Source organism: Sphingobium sp. WCS2017Hpa-17, from assembly GCF_031843765.1.
Lineage (GTDB): Bacteria > Pseudomonadota > Alphaproteobacteria > Sphingomonadales > Sphingomonadaceae > Sphingobium.
In genome coordinates, this window is sequence record NZ_JAVTIV010000002.1 from 330,526 (window position 1) to 354,186 (window position 23,661).

The following is a 23,661-nucleotide window of genomic DNA, read 5'->3' on the forward strand; positions in this document are numbered from 1 at the left end:
ACCTATGTCTTAAGTGCGGCGGGCAGGGCGCGAAGATAGGTTTCGGATAACCGCCCGCCATGGGCGTACCGGCTCCGGGAGGGGTGGCCGGATATAAAGGGGAAGGATCCATGAAAGTGACGATTGCAATCCATCGGCAACTGGCCGGCGTCAGCCTGGCGGCGGTCGCGACCATGGCGCTGGCCGGCATGGCGCAGGCCCAGACGGCGCCGGCGCCCCAGCCCCAGAGCATCGCGCCGCAGGATCAGGCGGACGATGCTGCTGCGCCCCGCGCCGCGGATATTGTAGTCACTGGATCGCGCATCACCACCAGCGGTTTCAATGCGCCCACCCCGACCACGGTGATCGGCGAAGAGCAGATCGCCAATAATGCGCAGCCCAATATCTTCAACACGATCGCGCAATTGCCCTCGCTTCAGGGATCGACCGGCGCGGCAACCGGTACCTTCAGCACGTCCAGCGGCCAGCAGGGTCTCAGTTCCTTCTCGCTCCGCGGCCTTCAGCCGATCCGCACCCTGACCCTGCTCGATGGCCAGCGCGTCGTCGGCGCCAACGTGACCGGTGTTCCCGATATCTCCATGTTCCCGCAATTGCTGGTCAAGCGGGTCGATGTCGTAACGGGCGGTGCCTCCGCCTCCTACGGGTCTGACGCGGTTGGCGGCGTCGTCAACTTCATCACCGACACGCATTTCGAAGGGTTCAAGGGCAATATTCTGGGCAGCATCACCAAATATGGCGATGATGAAACGGCGCTGGTACAGGCGGCTTATGGCAAATCCTTCATGGACAATCGCCTGCATGTCGTGCTGAGCGGCGAATATGATCATGAAGGCGGCGTCGGTGCAGGCGATTTCGGCACGGATCTGGCCGGCAGCCGCAACTGGTATCGCGCGACCACGCTGATGAATACCGGCCAGACCAACAATGGCCTGCCGCAATTCAATTATCGCGACTATGCGCAGCCCTATCAATATGCGCGCTACGGCCTCATCAACAATGGTCCGCTCCAGGGCATTGCCTTCGCCCCGGACGGCACGCCCTATCAGTTCAATTACGGCTCGAACGGCACGCCGACCGGCACCGGTGCCGTCACCAACTGCTATCGCGGCAACAGCTTCTGCGAAGGCGGGGATCTGTCGGGCGCGCCCGGATCCGGCGCCTCGCTCAAGTCCAAACTGGAGCGCATCAACGGTTATGGCCGGATCGGTTTCGACTTCGCGCCGGACAATGAAGCCTATCTCACGGTGAACGTGGCGCAGGTGAAGACCAACAACCAGCCCAGCCCAGGCTATGGCCGTGCGAACCTGACCGTCCAGTGCGCCAACCCCTATTTGCCGCAATCGGTGCGCGATGCCTGCGCGACGGCTGGCGTCACATCCTTCGGTTTCGGCTCGAGCAACGCGTCCTTCCCCGACCCGCAAGTCTATACCGATCGCAAGCAATATCGCTTCGTCGCCGGTGCCAAGGGCAAGTTTGAGGTCGGCGGCTCTGACTGGAATTATGACGCCTATTATGAACATGGCATCACCATTTCCGACATCCGGGTGAAGGATATCGTCCTCCAGAACCGCTATGCCGCGGCGGCCAATGCGATCGAACTGAATGGTGCGATCGTCTGCGCCGATCCGGTGGCCCGCGCCAATGGCTGCCAGCCGATCAACATCTTCGGCAATTTCACCCCTTCCGCGTCGGCGCTCGCCTATGTCGCCCCGCACGAAAATGGCCCGTTCCAGCATACGAAGCTGACGCAGGACGTTGCCAGCCTGAACTTTTCGGGTAGCCCTTTCGACTTGTGGGCCGGCCCGGTGTCGGTCGCGTTCGGCGGTGAATATCGCCGCGAATTTTACCGCGTGAATGCCGACCCCTATGGCGCCGGCGTGTCGGCACTCAGCCCCAACAGCCCGGCCTATCCGGCCGACCCGCTACTGAACGCGGATCAGGGTAGCAACTGGGCGGCCGGCAACTACAAGAATGGCCGGGGTAAGTATGAAGTCTATGAAGGCTTTGTAGAAGTCGACCTGCCGCTGTTCGACAGCCAGTCTGTTGGTCGCGCAAACCTGAACGCCGCAGGTCGCGGCACCCATTACAGCACGTCGGGCACGGTCTGGGCATGGAAGGTCGGCGGTACCTGGGACACACCGCTCGACGGCATCCGCCTGCGTGCCGTCACCTCGCGCGACGTGCGCGCACCCAATCTGTCGGAACTTTTCGCGGCGCCGACCGTCACTACGCTGCCCAATTTCAGCGATCCGTTTCAGGGGTCTGCGGTGCAGGCGTTCCAGAACACGATCGGCAATCCCAATCTGAAGCCGGAAATCGCCCGCAACACCGAAATCGGCATCGTGCTGGCGCGCCCGTCCTGGTTGCCGGGGCTCAGCCTGTCCTTCGACTATTATGACATCAAGCTGAAGGGCGTCATCTCCAGCCTGTCGGCGCAGCAGATCGTGCAATTCTGCTTCGACGGCAATCAGGCCTTCTGTGGCGGTTTCAGCCTCGACAACGCCAACCCCGGCCTCAACTATATCAATGTCCAGCCGTTCAACCTCGCCTCCTGGCGGACAAGCGGCTTCGATATCGAGGCCAGCTATCAATGGCAGCAGCCGCTTGGCCTGCCGGGCAATTTCACCGTCCGCGCACTCGGCACCCATATCCGCAAGTTCATCGTCAATGCGGGCATCGCTGGCGTCGACCCGGTCGATCAGGCCGGCGCAAACAATGGCGCCACGCCCGACTGGAAATGGCTGGCGGTGCAGACCTATGACAGCGACCGGTTCAGCCTGACGGTCCAGGAACGCTGGTTCAGCGATGGCACGTTCGGCAACCAATATGTGGTCTGCCAGTCATCCTGCCCGACATCGACCGCGAACCACCCGACCATCGACTATAACAAGATGAAGGGGGCCTTCTATGTGGATATCGGCGCGACCTTCAAATTCAGCGATCGCCTGTCCATCTATGGGAAGGTCGACAATCTGTTCGACAAGGACCCGGTCGCCTCGCCGCAGACCAATACCGGTCTGGACATCAATCCGGCCCTCTACGACACGCTGGGTCGCATCTATCGCGCAGGTGTTCGCTTCAATTTCTGACAACCGCCCCTGATTTCCCCCAACCTCGTCCCGGTCCTGCACGACCGGGACGTCTTCTTTTCGGCTACGCCATATCGACGTCAGCATTACGGACGGCCATCCGGCGGTCGCCGACAAAGCGTAATTACAGACCTTTCAACTAGTATGAGAAATGAACCGGTAGGTCGATCAAAGCATTCCGGCATCCCCTGACGCATTGCGGATCAGCGCCAGCATCTTCATGCGCGCTTCCTCGCCCTCGCCCCGCATGATCGCATCGAATACGGCATCATGGTCCGGCATGGGATCGCGGGATTCCTTGCGCTCGTCGCGGGCAAAGCGCGTGGTCCAGGCGACCACCGCCGTGACCGATGTTGCCAGAGTGATCAGCGATTCATTGCGCGTGGCGAGCAGGATCAGCCGGTGGAAGCTCTGATCGGCTGCGCGGCCCTCTGCCGTCTGTAGCCCGAAGCGGCGCATTTCCTCCAGCGCATGGCCCATCCGGGAAATATCCTGTCCATCGCGGCGCAGAGCCGCAAATTCCGCTGCGGCCGGCTCCACCACCTTCCGCAACTCGAAAATGTCGCGCAGGAATTCCGGCGTCGGTCCCGCCTCGAACATCCAGGCAAGGACGTCCAGATCCAGCATGTTCCAGCGCAGCCGCTCGTTGATCCGCGTCCCGCTCTTGGTGCGGCTATAGACCAGTCCCTTGGCAGAAAGGACGCGCACAGCCTCGCGATAGGCGGTGCGCGACACGCCCTGTTCGGCGCTGTAGCGCTCCTCGCCCGGCAATATGTCGCCCGGCTGGTATCGCCCGCCCACGATCGCAATGCCCAGATCATGCGCGATCCGGTCGTGCACGGCCCGCTGCGCCGGACTGGCGGGGCGGGACAGGGGGTGGTCGTCTGCTTGCGTCATGCGCCTTCGTCATCCCTGCCGGGCTGGTCGTCAAGTCCGAACCACTGAAATCGCTATGATTGGTATGAGAAAAAATAGCAGTTTGGTGTCAAACTTTATTACTCCGTCAAATTACCGCTTGAATTAGCCAAAAATCACCGTCATCTAGTACGAGAAATAAAAATGACTCGGAGGGGAATGTTCGGATGAAAAACGCATTTCAGCTGTCCATCTCGTTGTTCGCTTTGCTCATGGCACAGGCGGCGGCAGCCCAGGACACGCCGGCGGTCAGCGACGGCGACATCATCGTCACGGGCATGCGCGCCAGCCTGTCGTCGGCGCAGAATATCAAGCGCAATGCCCGGCAACTGGTCGACTCGGTCGTGGCCGAAGATATCGGCAAGCTGCCCGACAATAATGTGGTGGAGGCGCTTCAGCGCGTGCCCGGCATCCAGGTGTCGCCCCGTGCCCGCGGCGAATCTGCGACCGTTCTCATTCGCGGCCTCCCCGACGTCGTCACGCTGGTTAACGGCCGCAACATCTTCAGCACCACCGGTCGGTCCCTGTCACTGGCCGATGTGCCGGCGGACCTCGTCGCGGGCGTGGACGTCTATAAGTCACGCTCCGCCGATCAGCTGGAAGGCGGCATTGCCGGCCTTATCAACGTCCGCACCCGCCGTCCCTTCGACTTCAAGGGGCTGGAGGTCGCGCTGGCCGGCCGCGAAGTTTATAGCGAGCAGCCAGACAAGGTCGACCCCTACGCCAGCGCGCTCATCAGCAACCGCTGGTCGACCGGCATCGGGGAGATCGGTGCGCTGGTCAGCGTCTCTTATCACAAGACCCGCTATCGTGACGAAACCATCTATAGCGGCGGCTATTTCGGCTATAATCTGGACAATAGCCGCGCGCCTTATACGCCGGGCGTCCCGCTGGACCCGCGCGGCACCAGCCCGACCGATCCGAAGGTCTTCCGCACCGATGTCATCGGTGCCTTCGACCGGATCGGCACACGCACCCGCCCAGCCGTCAACGCCACGCTGCAATGGGCACCCGACGATCGCTTGACCATCCACGCTGACGGCCTCTTCTATGGCTATCGCGAGCGGGGCAACAGCAACCAGAATTTCACGTCGATGAACGGCACTTTATTGTCGCCGCTGGTCTTTGTGGACGACACGAAGCTGGTCCAGTCGCTCAGCATCACCGGCGGCCGCGTCGCCAATTTCGGTGGCGCCTACCAGAATAAGGCCGATCGCTGGCAGGGCGCGCTGGGCGCAGACTGGACCAGCGGCGACTGGAAGGCGGCGACCGAATTTTCCTACACCCGGTCCAAGGCAACCGATGTCGGCAATAATCTGGACGTGGATTTCATTGCGGCCCGCACCGACGCGGTGTTCAACGATGGCTCCGGCGCGCCGCATTTTACCCTGCCCAATGACGATATGGCCGATCCATCGCGCTATTATCTCTCACGCCTGTCCACCACCCGCACGATCGGCGACGGCAAGGAACTGGCCTGGCGCGGCGACCTGTCCTATCGCGCGCCGTTCCTGATCTTTTCAGGCCTCGACGCCGGCCTTCGCCTCAGCAAGCGCGACGCCAAATCTGACAGCTTCACCCAGACGATCAACTGCTCGGCTACCGGCGCGGTCCAATGCTACAGCATCAAGGCTGCCAGCCTGCCCGGCCTGATGACGGTGACCCCCGGCGACTTCTACACCGGCACCCGCCAGTTCGTGCGGCAATGGGCAACGCCAACCACCGACTATCTGTTGAACAATATCGGCTCGCTGCGCCAATTGTTCGGCCTCGCCCCCGGCGATCCAGCCTATCAGGATACCCAGCATTTCGACATCGAAGAGAAAAATTATGCCGGCTATGGTCAGGCCAATGTCGAAGTTGGTCGACTTGACGGCCAGATCGGCGTGCGCGTCATCCGCACCGACATCACGTCCAACGCCTTCCTGGTGCTGCGCGGCGCGACCTCTCCGGTCACCATCCGCAACAAGAGTACGGATGTGCTGCCCAGCCTGGCGCTGCGCTACAAGCTGAAGGACAATCTGTTCCTGCGCCTCGCCGCCAGCAAGACGATTACCCGGCCCAGCTTCGCACAACTCAACCCCGCACTGACGCTGACCCCGCCCGTGCCGGGGCAACAGCCCTTTGGCCGTGGTTCTAGCGGCAATGCCGATCTGAAGCCGATCCGCTCGGACAATTACGACCTGTCGCTCGAATGGTATATCGACCGGTCCAGCTCGATCACCGCGACCATTTTCCGCCGCGACGTCACCGGCTTCATCCAGTCGGTGACCAGCAATTTCGACATCGACTATCTCGGTGCCGACAATGGCGTCTATCAGATTACCCGCCCGGAAAATTCCGGGTCCGGCAAGTTGCAGGGGATCGAGGGCGGCTTCACCTTCTTCCCCCGCGGCGTGCCCGGTTGGCTGGAGGGCATCGGCATCAGCGCCAACGGCACCTATATCGACGGCAAGAACAAGGCGCTGTCTCCCTTGCCCGGCGTCACTGGCTATATGGACATTCCGTTCCAGAATGTGTCCAAATATTCGGCCACGGGCACGCTCATCTACGAAAGGGGCGGTTTCTCCGGCCGCGCCTCCTATGTCTGGCGCGACAAATATAATGCCGGGCTGCACTTTACCGGGGTCAATCCCAATTTCATCACCAATGGCCAGATCAGCAATCTTGACCTGTCCTTCTCCTATGAGATCAATCCGAAGTTCACGGTCGTATTCGACGCGACCAACGTCCTGAAAAATCTTTACCAGACGTCTTTCAACGACCCCAGTCTCTACCCGCGCGACACGGTTCTCTACACGCGCACCTTCGCTCTCGGTTTCCGGGCGAAGCTTTGAAGATGCCCCTATCGAGAGGATGCTCCATGACGATTTCCCGAACGATCGCTTCTTTGTCGGTGCTGCTGGCGCTGCCGCAACTGGTGCTAGCGCAGGAAGCGCGACAGGTCATGATCAGCGTGGATACCGCGAAGCCGGCGGGCAAGCTGCCGCCGGTCTGGCGCTTCTTTGGCGCGGACGAGCCGAACTACGCAACGATGAAGGATGGCCGCAAGCTGCTGGTCGAACTCGGCGAGTTGAAAAAGGGCGCAGTCTATTTCCGTGCTCATAATCTGCTCAGCAGCGGCGATGGCACCGCCGCTTTCAAATGGGGCAGCAGCAACGCCTATACCGAAACCAAGGATGGCAAGCCGGTCTATGACTGGAAGGTGGTGGACGGCATCATCGACGCCTATCTGGAACGCGGGGTGCGCCCCTATCTTCAGATCGGTTTCATGCCCGAAGCCATGTCGGCCGCGCCGGCTGGTACGCCCTATCAGCATAGCTGGCGCCCCGGCTTCGATTACAAGCTGATCGCGACGGGATGGACCTATCCGCCCAAGGATTATGAGAAATGGGCGGAGCTGGTCTATCAATGGACGCTCCATAATATCGAGAAATACGGCAAGGCCGAGGTCGAGAAATGGTATTTCGAGGTCTGGAACGAGCCCAACTCGCCTTTCTACTGGACCGCCTCGCCGGAGGAATTCTACAAGCTGCATGACTATGCGATCGGCGCGGTGCGCCGCGCGCTGCCGACCGCGCGGGTTGGCGGGCCGGACGTTGCCGGGGCGGGCGGCGCCTTCATGGATGGCTTCCTGAAACATGTGTCGTCGGGCAAAAACTATGTGACCGGCCAGACTGGCACGCCGACCGACTTCCTGTCCTTCCATGCCAAGGGCAAGCCGGAATTTGTCGACGGCCATGTTCGCATGGGCATCGCCACCCATCTGCGAGAAGCCGATCGCGGTTTCACCAAGGTTCTTTCGATCCCGTCGCTCGCCGCAAAACCGGTGGTGATCGGCGAAAGCGACCCGGAAGGTTGTGCCGCCTGTCCGGGGCCGCAGAATGATTATCGCAACGGCACCATGTACAGCAGCTACACAGCGGCCAGCTTCGCGCGCATCTGGGAATTGGCGGAGCGGCGGAAGGTCAATCTGGAAGGCGTGTTGTCCTGGTCCTTCGAATTTGAGGATCAGCCCTGGTTTGCAGGGTATCGCCAGCTATCGACCAATGGCGTCGACTTGCCGGTCCTCAACGTCTTCCGCTTGTTCGCACAGCTAGGTGACACGAAGCTGGCGACCGTCAACGCCGCCCAGATCTCGCTTGATCAGGCGATGGCTAAGGGTATCCAGGGTGACGCCGACATCGGCTCCATCGCGACCCGCACGGCGGATGGGAAGGTCGCGCTGCTGCTCTGGCATTATCATGACGATGATGTCGCCGGGCCGGCCGCGCAGGTGACGATCAGCCTCAAAGGGCTGAAGGTCGTGCCAGCCGGTGCGAAGCTGTGGCGGGTCGATGGCGACCATGCCAATGCCTTTGCCGCCTGGAAAAAGATGGGGTCGCCCCAGTCGCCTGATCAGGATCAATATGCGCAGTTGGAGGTCGCGTCGGTCATGAAGGCGGAGACAGTCGCTATCACCGGCTCGCGCGGCGCCGCCAGCATCGCTCTGGCACTGCCGCGTCAAGGTGTCGCGCTCTTGGTTCTGGACGGTCAGTAAGATGACGGTTCTGGACCGGGCAAGGGAGCGGCTCCACGCGGGACGCTGGACGATTGCGGCGATGATCACCGTCGCCATCGCCATCTCCTATCTGGACCGCCAGACCCTGCCCTGGGCGATCAAATATATCGAGGCCGACATTCCCATCGGCAATCAGACCAAGGCGTTTCTCGATTCCGCCTTCCTCGCCACCTACGGACTCATGTATCTGGGCGGGGGCTGGTTGCTGGATCGGGTGGGCACCCGGTGCGGTTTCCTCATCATCATGATCTTCTGGTCGCTCGCCTGCGCCAGCCATGGCCTTGCAGGCGGGATCGCCGCACTGGTGATCAGTCGCCTGGCTCTTGGCGTGGGGGAGGGCGGGGGCTTCCCCGCCGCGACCCGCGCCATTGCCGAATGGTTCCCAGTTGAACGCCGTGCCGCCGCCATGGGCCTCGTCAATGCCGGGACGGCGGTGGGGGCGGTCGTTGCGCCGCCGCTGATCGCGGGCATCCTAGCCTATGGTCATTGGTTAGACTTTGCCAGCTGGCGTTGGGTCTTCTTCATCACCGGCGGCTTTGGCCTGCTCTGGGCGCTCTGGTGGTTCCTGACCTATCGCACCCCATCACACGAAGAGACATACAGCGCCGAGGATACAGCGCCGATCCCGACAGTCACCATGCTGCTCGCCCGCCGGGAAGTGCGTGGCCTCGTCGCCGCCAAATTCCTCAGCGACGGGGCTTGGTATTTCTATCTCTTCTGGCTCCCCAAATATCTGTTCGAAGCGCATGGCTTCGACCTGAAGCAGGCGGCGACCATCGGCTGGATTCCCTATGCGGCGTCCGGCGTCGGCAGCCTGTGCGGCGGCTGGCTGTCCAGCCGTCTCCTTTCCTCCGGCCGCTCGGTGAACGCCGCGCGCAAGATCGCCTTGGCCTTGAGCGCGGCCTGCATGCCCTGGGTGATGTTTGCACCCTCCGCCACTTCAGTCGCGGCGGTCATTGCGATTTTCAGCCTTGCCTTCTTCGGGCAGCAAAGCTGGTCGACGCTCGTCATGACCTTGCCGACCGACCTTGCCCCGCGCCGCGCACTCGGTCGGCTTGCCGGCCTTGTGGGCCTTGGCGGTGCCTTTGGCGGTATCGTCATGGGGCAGGCGGCGGGCTGGGCGCTCGACGCCGGGCTTGGCTACACGCCGGTCCTCATACTGGCTGCGACCCTGCACCTGATCGCCTTCGCGCTGATCTGCCTCTCCATCCCTCGCATTACGCCACTCATCTTCACCCGAAAGGCCGTCTCTTGAAAATCACCGAAATCCGCACCCGCGTCGTTCAGTGGGAAGGCGACACCGTGCCCCTGCCACCGCACTTCTGCACTAACCCCATGGATCTGGTGTCGCCGATGCTGTCGCCCGAAACCATGGGCACCTTCACCTTCCATGGCTGGCTGATCGTGGAAATCTTCACCGATCAGGGGCTGGTCGGCATCGGCAATGCCGCGCTCGCGCCACTCGTCACCAAGCAATTGATCGACCAGTATCTCGCACCTTTGCTGATTGGCCAGAACCCATGGGACAGCGAGTTCCTCTGGCAGCATATGTATCGCAAGACGATGGCCTTCGGACGCAAGGGCGTGGCGTTGGTCGCCATCTCCGCGCTCGACATCGCCATCTGGGACTTGATGGGCAAGGCTGCGAAACAACCCGTCTTCCGGCTGCTCGGTGGCCGGACCAAAGCCCAGATTCCCGTATATGCCAGCCGGCTTTATTCGGTTCCGCTCGACGAACTGGCGCAGGAGGCCGCCGCCTACAAGGCGCAGGGCTACAAGGCGATGAAATTGCGTTTCGGCTGGGGGCCGATCGACGGCGCGGAAGGCATGGCCCGCAATGTGGAATTGATCCGCACCGTGCGCGAAGCCGTGGGCGACGAAATCGACATCATGGCCGATGCCTATATGGGCTGGAGCCTCGACTATGCGAAGCGGATGATGCGCCTCATCGAACCGTTCAATCTGCGCTGGCTGGAAGAGGCGATCATCCCAGACGATATCAACGGATATCATGAACTACGCCGCTTCGGCACCACGCCGATCGCGGCAGGGGAGCATGAATTTACCAGCTACGGTTTCCGCCAGATGATCGAGGCGAAAGCGCTCGACTATTTCCAGTTCGACACCAACCGCGTCGGCGGTATCACTGCCGCACGGAAGATCCAGGCGCTGGCCGAGGCCTATTCCATCCCCGTCGTTCCGCACGCCGGACAGATGCATAATTATCATGTCGTCATGGCCAGCCTGAACAGCCCGATCGCGGAATATTTCCCGATGGTCGATGTCGAAGTCGGCAACGAACTCTTCTGGTACATTTTCAAGGGTGAACCGCAGGCAGTGGACGGCCATATCGATCTGGACGACACTCTGCCCGGTCTGGGCCTCGAAATAGATGAGGCCGCTCTCTCGCGCTTCAAGGTGATCGGATGATGAAAATAGCGATATTGGGACTGGGCATCATGGGATCCGGCATGGCGGGGCAACTGCTTGCGGCCGGGTTCGACGTGACGGTGTGGAACCGCAGTGCGGACAAGGCAGTGGCTTTGGCTGAGGTAGGCGCGCGTGTCGCCGCCTCTCCGGCCGATGCGGCAACCGGCGCAGCCATCGTCATCGCCATGCTTGCCGATGACGATGTGTCACGCATGATCTGGACTGGCCAGGGTGGTGCGCTTGCGGCCATGGTATCGGGTGCGATCGCAATCGAATCCAGCACCCTGACTGGCGACTGGGTGTTCGATCTGGCACGCGAAGCGGCCGCACGGGATGTCCGCTTCCTGGAAGCCCCCGTGACTGGCAGTCGTGATCAGGCGGCGCAAGGCACGCTCCGTTTCCTTGTCGGTGGCGATGTCGACGTGATCAACGCCGCTCGCCCGGCATTCGATGCAATGGGCGGAGCACTGGTTCATCTTGGCCCGGTCGGCAGCGCCGCGACGGTCAAGCTCGCCAATAATTTCCTGTGCGGCGTCCAGGCGGCCAGCCTTGCCGAAGCGATTGCCTTGTTCGAGAAACATGGCCTCGACATCGAGCAGGCCATGTCGATCCTCTTCGATGGCGCGCCTGCCAGCCCGATGGTGAAGGGTGTCGGTCGTCGCATGCTCGACCGTGATTATGCGCCGCATTTCCTGGTACCATTGATGGCCAAGGATCTGGGCTATGCGGCGCAGGCGCTGGCCGATGCCGGCATCCGATCCAGCATCGCGACTGCTGCACGGCAGCGTTTCTTGGATGCCGATGCAGCGGGAGAGGGGCTGCGCGACATAGCGGCAATCGTGGAGCCGCTCAGAAAAGCCTGAAAGAGAATGGGAGACGATCAATGAAGAAGCGCTTTCACCTGTCCATCTCGTTGTTCGCGGCGACGATCATGACGCCGCTGTCGCCTGCGATGGCACAGGTCAGCGCGCCAGCCGCGACGGCATTGACCGCGACCGCCACGCTGCACGGGGACCGGCCCGGTGCCATCATCGACCGCCGCATCTTCAGCCAGTTTGCCGAGCATCTGGGCTATGGTATTTATGGCGGCATCTGGGTTGGACCAGACTCAAAGATCCCTAACACGCGCGGCTATCGCAACGATGTCGTAGCCGCGCTGAAGGCGCTCAACGTGCCGGTGGTGCGCTGGCCGGGTGGGTGTTTCGCCGACGAATATCATTGGCGCGAAGGGATCGGCCCGCGCAGCCAGCGCCCGGTCAAGATCAACACGCATTGGGGTGGCGTGACCGAACCCAACAGCTTCGGCACCCATGAATTCATGGACTTTGCCGAACTGATCGGGGCGGAAGCCTATGTGTCGGGCAATGTCGGCAATGGCACCCCGGCGGAAATGGCCGAGTGGGTCGAATATATGACCGCGCCTGCCGGCACGCTGGCGGACGAGCGGGCGAAGAACGGGCGCAAGGAACCGTGGAAGCTGCCGATGTTCGGCATCGGCAATGAACTATGGGGCTGTGGCGGCAATATGCGCGCTGATTATGCCGCCGACGTCACCCGCCGCTACGCCACATTCGTCAAATCGCCGCGCGGCACGAAAATCCTCAAGATCGCGAGCGGCGCCAACAGTCGGGACTATGACTGGACCGACGTGATGATGCGGGTCGCGGGCAAGGCGATCGACGGTATCGGCCTGCATTATTACACCCATCCCACGCGCGGCAAGGTGAAGGGATCGGCGACCGACTTTACCGAAACCGACTATGCCCGCACCCTTGTCAGCACGCTCGTCATGGAGGAGTTGCTGGAAAAACATGGCGCGATCATGGACAAATATGATCCGGAAAAGCGGGTCAATCTGGCTGTGGACGAATGGGGCATCTGGACAGATGTGGAGCCCGGTACCAATCCCGGCTTCCTGTATCAGCAGAACAGCATGCGCGATGCGATCATCGCTGCACTCAACATCAATCTGTTCGCTCGCCATGCCGATCGGGTGCGCATGACCAATATCGCGCAGATGGTGAATGTCCTTCAGGCGATGATCCTGACTAAGGACGACAAAATGGTGCTGACCCCTACTTATCATGTGTTCGACATGTACAAGGTGTTTCAGGACGCGACCTTTTTGCCGCTGGACCTGACGTCCCCCTGGTACAACAAGGACCAATGGACGGCTCCCGCAGTCAGTGCAGCGGCAGCACGGGACAAGGCAGGTCGGGTCCATATCGCCTTCACCAACACGGATGCCAACCGGTCCGTCACCGTAACGGCGAAACTCCAGGGCGTGACGGCTTCCACCATTGAGGGCCGCATCCTGACCGCCCCCGATGTCCAGTCGCACAACGATTTCGCATCGCCGGATGTGGTGCGGCCAGCGGCGTTCGACGGTGCGACGCGGACGGACGACGGGGTGACCATGGCACTGCCGCCCCACAGCGTGGTAATGCTGAGCCTGCGTTGAACCCGGCAGCGCGCACTTGTAGCCGATAAGCTCTGGTAAGAGCCATAAGCTAGGCCGCGTTGACAAAGTGTGACAGCCATTTGCGAATGGCGGCGAGGTTTAGGAAGCTTGCGAAGGATAGAGCAGTTTTGTCGTATCGCGTGGCGACACGGCGGAACTGCTTGAGTTGCCCGAACATGCGCTCGATGCGGTTTCGGTCACGATAGCGGCGAAAGTCGCAGGGAATGGGTTCGCGGCGATTGGCCTTGGACGGGATGATCGGCAGGATGCCGTGCATCAGCAGATTTTGGCGGACAGCATCGCCGTCATAGCCCTTGTCGGCCCGCAGCGCCTTGGGCGTGGTAACGGGGATCGCCATGAGGGCATCGACAGCACCATAATCGGATGCTTCACCGCCGGTCAGGATGAAGCCGATAGGGCGTCCCTGATTGTCACAGCAGGCGTGGACCTTGCACGTAAAGCCGCCGCGTGATCGACCAAGAGCCTGCGCACAAGCCCCCCTTTTCCGCCCACTGCCGAAACATGGCCGCGAACTATGGTGCTGTCGATCATGTGCTGCCAGTCGTCGGTCAGTCCCAATTCCACCAATGTCGCCAGGATCGCATCCCACACGCCTTGTTCGGCCCAGCGCCGGAACCGCACATGGACCGAATTCCACAGACCATAGCGTTCGTGCATATCCCGCCACGGACAGCCGACACGCAACACATGCAGCATTCCGTTGAGGAAACGCCGGTTGTCATGGGCAGGACGGGACTTGCGACCGCGCTCCGACGGCAGAAGCCCCGCAATCACATCCCATTCCTCGTCCGTTAGATCGCCCCGGCCCATCATTGCTCCTCGCAAAGAGAAGCTCTGAATCAGAAATCAGGCCAATTGGGAATCCACTTTGTCAACGCAGCCTAGCCGAAGTCGAGATACAAAGCCGTTCGGTGCAAGCGTTCGATAACTGGCCGCCCGCTTGTCGCCATTTGGACTGTCAGCCCTCGACAAATTCGATGAGATTGCCGGCGCAGTCGCGGATGAAGCAACCCTTCCCGAATGCTTCCCGCACGATGAAAGCAATATCAGCCTGCTTGGCTTCCATATCCTCAAGAAAAGCTTCCAGATCGGCGACTTGGAAGGCGACATGCTTATTGCCATGGGTTTTGAGGTCGAGCGGGGGAGAGCGCCTGTCTTCGGGCAGTGGAGCGGCGCCGTCGACCTCGAAGATTTCGAAGCGCAGCGAACCCTTGCGAACCATAGCTGTGTGCGACCGGGCCGCGTCGATATAGAAGCGCCTTTCCAGCTCGAAGCCCAGCACGCGGGCGTACCAGTGGATCGCTTCCTCCAGATTTGGAACGGAGATGCCGCCATGGTGAAAGGTGAAATCGGTCATCAGCCGATCTTCGCGAAGGTTTCGGCGCACCAGTCGGCGATATAGTCGCGCATGCCCGTGCCGTTGTCGGCGCCGCAATGTTCAACCTCGAAATCCTTCGCGGTGAAGATGCGCATGTGGCGCGCGGGGCTGTTGACCGCCTGATCATAGCTGCGCTGCGCATTGAAAACCGGGATTTGCCGATCATTTTCGCCATGTGTGATAAGGAAGGGGACCTGGATCTTTTCCACCTGCCCGTCGAGCGTGATCCGATCCGCATATTCCAGAAATACGTTGCGATCATTGATGCCGAACACCCACATCACATGGTCCCAATAATGGGGCACGGGGTTTTCGCCTTCATTGACGACACGTTCGCGCTGGCGCTTGCCCCAGACATGATTGGCCCCCATCACCGCGCACAAGGCATAGCGCGGTTCGTTCGCGGCGATGCGCGGCGCATGGTAACCGCCAAAGGACAGGCCGAAAATACCGATCCGGTCATGGATCACATCGTCGCGCGTCAGCAGATATTCCAGCGCGGGCGTACCCCAGCGTTCGCCATCATAAATGGCGGGCAGGTCGCGTTTGCGGATCGCTTCGCCGGTGCCCGGCTGGTCGATGAACAGCGTATTGATGCCGCGTTCCAGATTGGATTGACCATGTCCCGCCATGCACACCTGTTCCTTCATGGAATCAAGGCCGTTGACCGACACTAAAGCGGGGCGGGGCGTGCCCGATCCGTCATGATAGAAGATGCCGGTATAGCTGCCGCCTTCATAGGGAATTTCCACCTTGTCGACATGCAGGCCGCGCAGTTTCGCGCCCTTGTGGAACAGGTCCATGCCTTTTTCATAGGCCGCCCAGCGCGGGGCATAGTCGCGGCTCTGCATCCGTTCGGCGGCCAGATAATAGCCCGACGCGCGCAGATATTTGGTGCCGGCTGACAGGGCATAGCCCTGTGCCTCATCTGCCTGCGCATTGGCCGCAACCTGATCGGCGACCTTGATCCAGCTATCGAACATTTGTGCGCTGCCAGCGTCCGCACCGGCCTTTGCCGCGTCCATGATCGGGCGGTTGGCTTCGTCGATTTCGCCATGATTGCCGCCGCAGACAAGGGCCAGATTCGTCGCGAGATTCCAGACATAATTTCCGGGGAAAGGTTCGAACATCGGGCATCCTTTTTGGGTCGGCTCATGAGCCGGACGCAGATTATCACAAGCTATTAAGAGCGTTGGCCCAAGCGCCGATCAAATTGAATTTGTGGAACTACGGTATCGATGAATTGGCTTTGACCGTCGCACGAGCATCCTGCATCGCCGCATCAAAGATCGACAAAGGAGACGATATGCGGCTGGCAACGCTCTGTGACGGGACCGCCGATGGGCAGTTGATCATGGTGTCGCCTGAGGGTAGCCACTATGCTGCCGCGCCCGTGGCGACGCTTCAGCAGGCGCTGGAAAGCTGGGATACATTTGGCCCGGCGCTGGCCGCCACGCAGGAATTTCCGCATATGCTGGACGTAGCATTGCTACGCGCGCCATTGCCCCGGTCGTGGCAGTGGCTCGATGGGTCGGCCTTTGAAAGCCACGGCGCGCTGATGGACAAGGTGCTGGGCGTGCAGCCGGCAAAAACCGGGCTGCCGCTGATGTATCAGGGATTGTCCGATCATTTCTATGGTTCTGGTGAAGATGTAGAAATGCCTGACGAGGCGCTTGGCATTGATTTCGAAGGCGAATTCGGCATCATTGTCGATGCGGTGCCGATGGGCACGAGCGCGCAGGACGCGATCGCCCATATCCGGCTGATCGTGCAGATCAACGACTGGTCCCTGCGCTTTCTGGCCGGTCCGGAAATGAAGACCGGCTTTGGCTGGATCCAGGCCAAGCCCGCCTGTTCGATGGCGCCCTTCGCCGTGACGCCGGACGAGTTAGGGGATCAGTGGCGGGATGGCCGGGTCTGTCTGGACCTGCTGGTCGACTGGAACGGGGAGCGTTTTGGCGCGGCCAATGGTGAGCCCATGAGCTTTGGCTTTCACGAACTGGTCGCCCATGCGGCGCGGACCCGCCATTTGCCAGCCGGGACCGTGATCGGTTCGGGAACGGTGTCGAACAGCAATTTCCGGGAGGTCGGTTCGTCCTGCATCGCTGAACGGCGCGGCATCGAAATCGTCGATGAAGGCGCCCCCCGGACGCAGTTCATGCGCTTTGGCGACCGCGTCCGCATGGATGCGCGACTGGCGGACGGCCGTTCGCCCTTCGGTGTCATCGACCAGCAAATCATAGCGTATCAAGGAGCATGAGCATGGCAGAATTCAGCGATTCCGGCCTGCCGCCGGTCCAGCGCGTCGTCACCGGGCACAATGCCGACGGCCGCGCGATCTTCAAGTCCGATGATGTGGCGCCCACCCGGATGGTTCCTTCCGGCGACGCATCCTTTCTGCTGCTCTGGACGACCGAGACGGTGCCGGCCGACAATAATGACGAAACCGACGGTCGTGAACGCGACGCCGGGCTGACGCTCAATCAGGGCTCGGTGATCCGTATAGTTGATATGCTGCCTGGCAAGCAGTCGCCCATGCATCGCACCAACAGCATCGATTATGGCATCGTAATGTCGGGCGAAATCGAACTGGAACTGGATGACGGTCGCAAGACGTTGGTTCGGGAGGGCGGCATCATCGTGCAACGCGGGACCAATCATTTGTGGCGCAATGTTACGGACAAACCCTGCCGGATCGCGTTCATCCTGATCGAGGCGCCGGCCTATCTCCATAATGGCGAACCGCTGCGCGAAATGAAACCGGAAGACGTGGATTGAAAGGGACGCCTGCTGTTCAGATTTTTTGATCCGGAGTTGGTTTTTACAATCAGTTCGGACACCATGACCATATCGACGCCATCATGGTCTATACTGTATAATCGCGAGGAAAATCTTTTGAGGATTGAGAAAGAATGAACCGGCGAATGGAGCGATAGGTGTTGCGTTCGGCACCCCGATCAGGCCCGTTGCAATGGGCCTCCATGTTCGGGGGCGAAGTGGTGACGTCGTGGCAGTGCCGTTACGCTGATGCTCGATTTACTCGGTTTTATGCGACAGCGTGCCTTCTTACGTTATGTCGAGGTGGTCCGTGCCGGCACGGAAATAGCTCGCCCCGCAGAAGGCATCAATCCATCCCCAGCACGGCCTTATCGCAACTGCTGTCATACTGGTCGGCGGCAGCTTGATTGATATCCTCCAGCCGATAGTGTGGCATCAGCTTCGCAAAGGGGAACGCCCCTCCGGCATTGAGGGGGATCAGTTCCGGCAGGAAGGTCTGGGGATCGACATTGCCCTCCATCACGCCGCAGATGCTGAGGTCGAGCGACAGCATGTACAGGATGTCGAGGCTGATGGCTGCATCCAGCGCTTTGGGCACGCCGAGCGCTTCCGCCCTTTGGCCTGACGTTCGCCAAGCAGGTTCTGAACTAGACCGGGAACGCGATGGGCAAGCGGATGGCAATGGACTTGGTTTTCAGGCTGCAATCCCGTTGCCCGCCATGTGTATATGGCGGGCAACGGGGTGGTCATCAGGCTGTGCTGTGCAGGGTTCAGTTCCTTGCTGAACCTAAGGTAGATTGATTCAGACTGTCCTGCATGCCGGTCTCGGCGCCGATGGTCAGCCCTTTTCCGGCAGCGCCCATGCGATCACCTGATCGCCGATCGGCGTCTTCATGAAATGATGGCCGCCCGTCATCAGGACCACATATTCGCGCCCATCCTGCTCATAGACCATCGGCGTCGCCTGACCGCCCGCCGGAAGCGCCTGTTGCCACAGGATCTTGCCGGTTTTGAGGTCGATGGCCTTGAACAGGTCGTCCGTCGCCGCGGCGATGAAGATGATGCCGCCTGCCGTGACGACCGCACCGCCATTATTGGGCGTGCCGATGGTCAGCGGCAGATGGCTGGGAATGCCGAAGGGGCCATTTTTGCGCGCCGAACCGAACGGACGATCCCACAGCGTCTTGCCGGTAGCGATGTCGATCGCGCGAATACCGCCATAGGGCGGTTGTTTGCACAACATGCCGGTAAAGGGCATCTGCCAGCCGGCATTAACGTCGATGGCATAGGGCGTTTCAGCCTGCGGATCGCCCGCTCCTTCTGCGTGGGGCTTGTCGCTGTGACTGGCATTGCCGCCCTTTTCGGCTTTCAGCGACGCCTGGGCCATCGCCGCTTTCTGTTCGCGGGTATACCAGCCCTTTCGATTGGCGTCGGCACGGGGCACCAGGCGGACATAGTTGGGCATGTCGTTATAATTGGCGACGATAACACCGCGTGTTGGATCGACCGCGACGCTGCCCCAGTCGGTGCCGCCATTATAGCCGGGATATTCGATCGAATGGCGATCGGTTTCCGGCGGCGTGAAGAAACCCTTGTAGCTCGCCCGGCGGAAGTTGATGCGGCAGATCATCTGATCGATGGGCGACATGCCCCACATATCGGATTCCGTGAGCGGCGCCTTGCGCAGCGTATGCCACAGCGAGACGATTTGTGTGGGCGCGCGCTGTTGCGGCTCGACGCCGCCACCGGGCGCACGGATCGTACCGATCGGCGTGAGCGGTCGACCGGTGACACGGTCAAGCACATACATGTCGCCCTGCTTGGACGAGACGAGCAGGGCCGCCTTGCCCTTATAGTCGATCAGGGTCGGCTGGCTGCCGAAATCATAGTCCCAGACGTCGTTCTTGACTGCCTGGAATGTCCAGCGGGGCTTTCCGGTCGTCACGTCGAGCGCGACGATGGAGGTGCCGAAGCTGTTCTCCACCGGCGACCGCATGCTGCTCCAATAATCGACCGTGCTGTTGCCCATGGGCAGATAGACAAGGCCCAGTTTCTCGTCGCCGCTGGCAATCGTCCACATATTGGGCGTACCACGCGACCAGTGCTGCCCGACGGGCGGATAGCCGTTCCAGTCCGGGTGCATCATGTCCCAGGCGAAGCGCAACTTGCCGGTGACGGCGTCGAAGCCCTGGATAACGCCGGAGGGTTCCCAGCGTTGCTGCCCATCGAGCGTCTGGTGCCCAGTCACCGCTATGCCGCGAATGATGACTGGCGGCGAATTGATGGAGACGAGGCCGGGAAACACCTTGCCCATGCCGATTTTCGCATCGACCTGACCGTTGTCGCCGAAACCGCTGCATGGACGTCCGGTTTCTGCGTCGACGGCGATCAGGCGCGCGTCCAGCGTCCCTTCAATCAGGCGGCGCGCGCAAAGTGTGCCGGCTTTCGCGGTGGGCACCGCATAATAGCTGACCCCGCGACAGGCGGCGGTATAGGGTATCCACTCATCCCTGACCTTCGGATCGAAGCGCCACTTTTCATTGCCACTGGCGGCGTCGAGCGCGATCATCACATTCTTCGCCGAACAGAGGTACAGCATGTTGCCGACCTTGAGCGGAGTCGTTTCCGCGCCATATTGCGCGGCGGCGGCTGGCGTCCGCGGCATGTCGCCGGTGTGGGTGAGCCAAACCTGCCGCAGTTGCGCGACATTGCCTGCATTGATCTGCGTCAGGGGTGAATAGCGGCGGGCGGCACCTGTGCCGCCATAGGCGGGCCAGTCGGGGCCGGTCGCCATGCCCGACGGATCGGTCATCCCCAGTGAATTTTGTGCTGGCAGGGCAGCGACGACATCGCTTCTCGTGCCCAGGAAGGTGAATAGAAGGCCCGTGACGAGAACCACTGCACCCACGCCGACAACGGCGTTGCGCCACTTGTGGGGCGCCCGTGTCAGCGTGGGCATGACGAGGATTGTGGCGACCAGCAAGACGATCGGCGCGATGATGCGCGGCACCAACGCCCAGGCCAGATTGTTCTGCGCATCAAGGAAAGCCCAGAGGATAGTGACAGCGACGATGGCGATATAGAGCCATGCGCCCTTCATGCGACCGCGGATCAGCAGATAGCCCGACACCATCATGGCAAGACCGGCAGGCAGGTAATAGAGCGAGCCACCCAATGTGGCGAGCCAGGCCCCGCCTGTGGCAAGGACAGCGCCTATCAAGCCCACGATCATTCCCAAGATGAGGGCGGACCAACTGCGTCTTCCTGCCATATCAACCGTCCTTGCTACGCCGCAGGGCAGCGCCATGGCTGGTCTGCGGAAATCTTTTTCCCGCGAACGAAAGGTTTCAGAGTTTTTTCTGTTCCGTTGCAAATTTGTAATGTGCGGTGAGGATGCCGCGCGTCTTCTGTTCAAACTGCATTCGGCTGCCGCCATTTGTCGATGCAATTTCCCATGCCCTGCTCGGTCGAGCGCGGCTGACGAACTGACGAATGGATTGACATCTCGCTGCCACTCTCCCTCAAAGTGACGCGTACAGACCTGCTTGCCCGGTGGATGGCGGCAGGGGTGATAAATGAAATGGGGGCGATTATGAGAAAATTTGCACGTCTTCTGATTTCCGCGGCGATGGTCGCGGGCTTGGGCAGCGCGCCCGCGCTCGCCCAGCCCAAGCAGGTGCTGACGCATGAGACGCTGTGGATGATGAAACGGGTCGGCACGCCGGTGACCAGCCCGGACGGCAAATGGGTTCTCTATACACTGACAGAGCCGTCCTATGCGAAGGATGGATCGGTCAGCGATCTTTGGATCGTGCCAGCCGACGGCAGCGCGGCGCCACGGCGGCTGACGTCGGGCAAGGCAGGAGAGAGCGACCCCGCCTGGGCGCCCGACAGCCGCCGCATCGCTTTTTCTGCCAAGCGGGAAGGCGATGATGTGGCGCAGGTCTACATCCTCGACCTTGCGGGCGGTGAGGCGCGACGCGCGACCGATGTGCCGACCGGCGCGGCCCGGCCGCAATGGCGCCCCGATGGACAGGCGATACTGTTCGAAAGCCTGGTCTATCCCGGCGCGGTCGACGCTGCGACTAACAAGAAAGCAGCCGAAGAGCGTAAGGCCCGCAAATTCTCCATGCGGGTCTACGAGCATTTCCCGATCCGCTATTGGAACGACTGGCTGGACGATCGCCGGCCCAGCCTGTGGGTGCAACCCTTGTCTGAAGGCGCGGCTGCACGCGATGTCATCTCGACGACGCAGCTTGCCCAAGCGGAGGGCTTTGGCGGCAATCCGCAAAATGACGGCGGCATGACTCTGTCGCCTGTCTGGAGTCCCGATGGCAGCGAAATCCTGTTCATCGCGACCACCCAGCGCTGGGATGCCGCCCATGCGCGGGTCAATTATGGCCTCTACCGGATGCCGGCAGACGGCGGCGAACCGACTCTGGCCACATCAACCCTGGGTGAATATGCCGATCCCAAATTCACGCCCGATGGCAAAAGCCTGATCGTAAAGTTCAACAGCCAGGGCGAAGATGTCTATGATCTGGCACGGCTGCATCGCATCGACTGGCCTGCGGGGCGCGCTGCGACGCTGCTGACGGGCGCGTTCGATCGCGAAGTGGACGGCTATGCCATCACGCCCGACAGCCGGACGCTGTATTTGACGGTGCCCGATGCGGGCATGGAAAATGTTTATCGTCTGCCGGTTGCCGGTGGCAAACCCGAACTGGTGGTTGCGCCCAAGGTCGGCGGCTATAGCGCGATCGACATTCCGTCCGACGCCAAATCGACTGCGCTGATCGCCAGCTATGGCAGCGCGGTGAACCCGGCCGAAATCGTGCGTATCGATCACCGGACGGGCCGTCATACCAACCTGACCAACGTCAACACGGCGCTCGCGGCGACGATCGACTGGTCAAGCCCCCAGCATTTCTGGTTTACCAGCGACAAGGGGCGCCGCATCCACAATATGATCGTGACGCCGCCTGCGTTCGACCCGGCCAAGAGATATCCGCTGATGGTGTTGATGCACGGTGGGCCGGCATCGTCCAACGCCGACCAGATCGGTCTGCGCTGGAACTATCATCTGCTGGCCAGCGCCGGTTATGTCGTGCTGATGACCGATTATACCGGATCGACCGGCTATGGCGAAGCCTTTGCCCGCGCGATCAAGCTGGACCCGCTGCGCGGCCCGGCCGACGAAATCAATCGGGCCGTGGATGAGGCGGGCAAGCGATTCAGTTTCATCGACACCGCCAATGCCTGCATCGGCGGTGCCAGCTATGGCGGGCATCTCGCCAACTGGATGGAAGCCACGACCACCCGCTATAAATGCATCGTCAGCCATGCGGGCGAGGTCGATCTGCTGACCCAGTGGGGCACCAGCGACTTCAACTATGGCCGCGAAGTGGCGAGCGGCGGTCCGCCCTGGGGCGACAGCAAGGTGTGGCGCGACCAGAGCCCGATCACTTATGCCAAGGACTGGAAGACGCCGATGCTGCTGACGGCAGGCGAGCGCGACTATCGCGTGCCGATGTCGAACACGCTGGAAACATGGTCGACATTGCAGCGGATGCAGGTGCCCAGCCGGCTGCTCATCTTCCCCGACGCCTGGCACTGGATCACAAAGCCTGAAGACAGTCGCCAATTCTATCATGAGGTGCAGGGCTGGCTGGCCCATTATCTAAAGGGCGGACCAGCGGTGAAGGGCGGCCCACTCGCAACCCCGGAAAATGCCGCGCCCGACATCGAATGATGTGGCCGCTTGCGGTCTGAGAAACGCCGGCGGATCCCATGATCCTGCCGGCGCCTTCTGCGTATTGGGGGAGAACCAAAATGGTCGTTCAGCGGATCATTTTCACTGCCCAGATACACACCGTTCGCTATTCGGCGGCTGCCCTCTCTTCCGCGTCGGCAAAGACCCGCGTCTTTAGGTGTTCCGCAAGCTCATCTACCTTGATCGCTTTCCTGTAAATCTTATGCCTATTTTCTATCGCTGCGGCGCGCGTGTCAGTCGTCGCCGTAGTCATAT

General features: G+C 61.2%; 15 protein-coding genes and 1 pseudogene. 10 read left to right on the plus strand and 6 right to left on the minus strand.

The features are described 5' to 3' along the window. Positions 1-110 precede the first annotated feature (110 nt). The gene (locus RQH62_RS05750; RefSeq protein ID WP_311267787.1) at positions 111-3,089 is read left to right on the plus strand and encodes a TonB-dependent receptor domain-containing protein; all 2,979 of its coding nucleotides are present in this window, start codon (positions 111-113) and stop codon (positions 3,087-3,089) included. A gap of 168 nt (positions 3,090-3,257) precedes the next feature. Here the strand turns inward: RQH62_RS05750 and RQH62_RS05755 are convergent, their stop codons facing one another. After that, positions 3,258-3,986 (minus strand): FadR/GntR family transcriptional regulator, encoded by a 729-nt coding sequence (locus tag RQH62_RS05755; protein ID WP_311267788.1) that lies wholly within the window; start codon positions 3,984-3,986, stop codon positions 3,258-3,260. A 185-nt stretch (positions 3,987-4,171) separates the two neighbouring features. Between RQH62_RS05755 and RQH62_RS05760 the strand changes: the two genes are divergently transcribed. From RQH62_RS05760 to RQH62_RS05785, 6 genes are all read left to right on the plus strand, one after another. Further along, positions 4,172-6,841, plus strand: coding sequence for a TonB-dependent receptor (locus RQH62_RS05760; RefSeq protein ID WP_311267789.1), 2,670 nt, complete (start codon positions 4,172-4,174; stop codon positions 6,839-6,841). 26 nt (positions 6,842-6,867) lie between these two features. Further along, positions 6,868-8,544 (plus strand): GH39 family glycosyl hydrolase, encoded by a 1,677-nt coding sequence (locus RQH62_RS05765; RefSeq protein WP_311267790.1) that lies wholly within the window; start codon positions 6,868-6,870, stop codon positions 8,542-8,544. 1 nt (position 8,545) lies between these two features. Next, positions 8,546-9,820, plus strand: a complete 1,275-nt coding sequence (locus tag RQH62_RS05770; protein WP_311267791.1) for an MFS transporter — start codon at positions 8,546-8,548, stop codon at positions 9,818-9,820. Then, positions 9,817-10,995 (plus strand): L-rhamnonate dehydratase, encoded by a 1,179-nt coding sequence (locus RQH62_RS05775; RefSeq protein ID WP_311267792.1) that lies wholly within the window; start codon positions 9,817-9,819, stop codon positions 10,993-10,995. Before RQH62_RS05770 ends, RQH62_RS05775 begins: the two co-directional genes overlap by 4 nt. After that, positions 10,992-11,858, plus strand: a complete 867-nt coding sequence (locus tag RQH62_RS05780) for an NAD(P)-dependent oxidoreductase (protein WP_311267793.1) — start codon at positions 10,992-10,994, stop codon at positions 11,856-11,858. Before RQH62_RS05775 ends, RQH62_RS05780 begins: the two co-directional genes overlap by 4 nt. Before the next feature lie 89 nt (positions 11,859-11,947). Then, positions 11,948-13,456 carry an alpha-L-arabinofuranosidase C-terminal domain-containing protein gene (locus tag RQH62_RS05785; RefSeq protein ID WP_311268107.1) on the plus strand — a complete coding sequence of 503 codons (1,509 nt, stop codon included), beginning with the start codon at positions 11,948-11,950 and terminating at the stop codon, positions 13,454-13,456. A gap of 49 nt (positions 13,457-13,505) precedes the next feature. On the opposite strand, the pseudogene RQH62_RS05790 reads toward RQH62_RS05785, so the two are convergent. From RQH62_RS05790 to RQH62_RS05805, 3 genes and pseudogenes are all read right to left on the minus strand, one after another. Then, positions 13,506-14,290 (minus strand): annotated as a pseudogene (locus RQH62_RS05790) (IS5 family transposase). Between the two features lie 145 nt (positions 14,291-14,435). Further along, the gene (locus RQH62_RS05800) at positions 14,436-14,834 is read right to left on the minus strand and encodes a VOC family protein (protein ID WP_311267795.1); all 399 of its coding nucleotides are present in this window, start codon (positions 14,832-14,834) and stop codon (positions 14,436-14,438) included. Then, entirely contained in the window at positions 14,834-15,985 is a 1,152-nt protein-coding gene (locus RQH62_RS05805; protein ID WP_311267796.1) for an alpha/beta hydrolase, read from the minus strand. The genes RQH62_RS05800 and RQH62_RS05805 overlap by 1 nt, the downstream gene beginning before the upstream one ends. 176 nt (positions 15,986-16,161) lie before the next feature. On the opposite strand from RQH62_RS05805, the gene RQH62_RS05810 reads away from it, so the two are divergent. Both RQH62_RS05810 and RQH62_RS05815 read left to right on the plus strand, forming a co-directional pair. Further along, complete coding sequence (locus RQH62_RS05810) at positions 16,162-17,115, plus strand: fumarylacetoacetate hydrolase family protein (RefSeq protein WP_311267797.1); 954 nt, start codon at positions 16,162-16,164, stop codon at positions 17,113-17,115. 2 nt (positions 17,116-17,117) lie between these two features. Continuing rightward, a complete protein-coding gene (locus tag RQH62_RS05815) occupies positions 17,118-17,633 on the plus strand; it encodes a cupin domain-containing protein (RefSeq protein WP_311267798.1) in 516 nt (171 codons plus the stop codon). Between the two features lie 346 nt (positions 17,634-17,979). Here the strand turns inward: RQH62_RS05815 and RQH62_RS05820 are convergent, their stop codons facing one another. After that, complete coding sequence (locus RQH62_RS05820; protein WP_311267799.1) at positions 17,980-18,231, minus strand: hypothetical protein; 252 nt, start codon at positions 18,229-18,231, stop codon at positions 17,980-17,982. A 240-nt stretch (positions 18,232-18,471) separates the two neighbouring features. Then, positions 18,472-20,904, minus strand: coding sequence for a membrane-bound PQQ-dependent dehydrogenase, glucose/quinate/shikimate family (locus RQH62_RS05825; protein ID WP_311267800.1), 2,433 nt, complete (start codon positions 20,902-20,904; stop codon positions 18,472-18,474). Positions 20,905-21,225: 321 nt separating this feature from the next. Between RQH62_RS05825 and RQH62_RS05830 the strand changes: the two genes are divergently transcribed. Beyond that, complete coding sequence (locus tag RQH62_RS05830) at positions 21,226-23,385, plus strand: prolyl oligopeptidase family serine peptidase (RefSeq protein WP_405053515.1); 2,160 nt, start codon at positions 21,226-21,228, stop codon at positions 23,383-23,385. The last annotated feature ends 276 nt before the right edge of the window (positions 23,386-23,661 follow it).

Coding starts and splice junctions, on each gene's coding strand:
- RQH62_RS05755 (WP_311267788.1), bottom strand. CDS start 3,986: ATGACGCAAGCAGACGACCACCCCCTGTCCCGCCCCGCCAGTCCGGCG.
- RQH62_RS05760 (WP_311267789.1), top strand. CDS start 4,172: ATGAAAAACGCATTTCAGCTGTCCATCTCGTTGTTCGCTTTGCTCATG.
- RQH62_RS05765 (WP_311267790.1), top strand. CDS start 6,868: ATGACGATTTCCCGAACGATCGCTTCTTTGTCGGTGCTGCTGGCGCTG.
- RQH62_RS05810 (WP_311267797.1), top strand. CDS start 16,162: ATGCGGCTGGCAACGCTCTGTGACGGGACCGCCGATGGGCAGTTGATC.
- RQH62_RS05770 (WP_311267791.1), top strand. CDS start 8,546: ATGACGGTTCTGGACCGGGCAAGGGAGCGGCTCCACGCGGGACGCTGG.
- RQH62_RS05825 (WP_311267800.1), bottom strand. CDS start 20,904: ATGGCAGGAAGACGCAGTTGGTCCGCCCTCATCTTGGGAATGATCGTG.
- RQH62_RS05830 (WP_405053515.1), top strand. CDS start 21,226: ATGAGAAAATTTGCACGTCTTCTGATTTCCGCGGCGATGGTCGCGGGC.
- RQH62_RS05750 (WP_311267787.1), top strand. CDS start 111: ATGAAAGTGACGATTGCAATCCATCGGCAACTGGCCGGCGTCAGCCTG.
- RQH62_RS05785 (WP_311268107.1), top strand. CDS start 11,948: ATGGCACAGGTCAGCGCGCCAGCCGCGACGGCATTGACCGCGACCGCC.
- RQH62_RS05815 (WP_311267798.1), top strand. CDS start 17,118: ATGGCAGAATTCAGCGATTCCGGCCTGCCGCCGGTCCAGCGCGTCGTC.
- RQH62_RS05805 (WP_311267796.1), bottom strand. CDS start 15,985: ATGTTCGAACCTTTCCCCGGAAATTATGTCTGGAATCTCGCGACGAAT.
- RQH62_RS05800 (WP_311267795.1), bottom strand. CDS start 14,834: ATGACCGATTTCACCTTTCACCATGGCGGCATCTCCGTTCCAAATCTG.
- RQH62_RS05780 (WP_311267793.1), top strand. CDS start 10,992: ATGATGAAAATAGCGATATTGGGACTGGGCATCATGGGATCCGGCATG.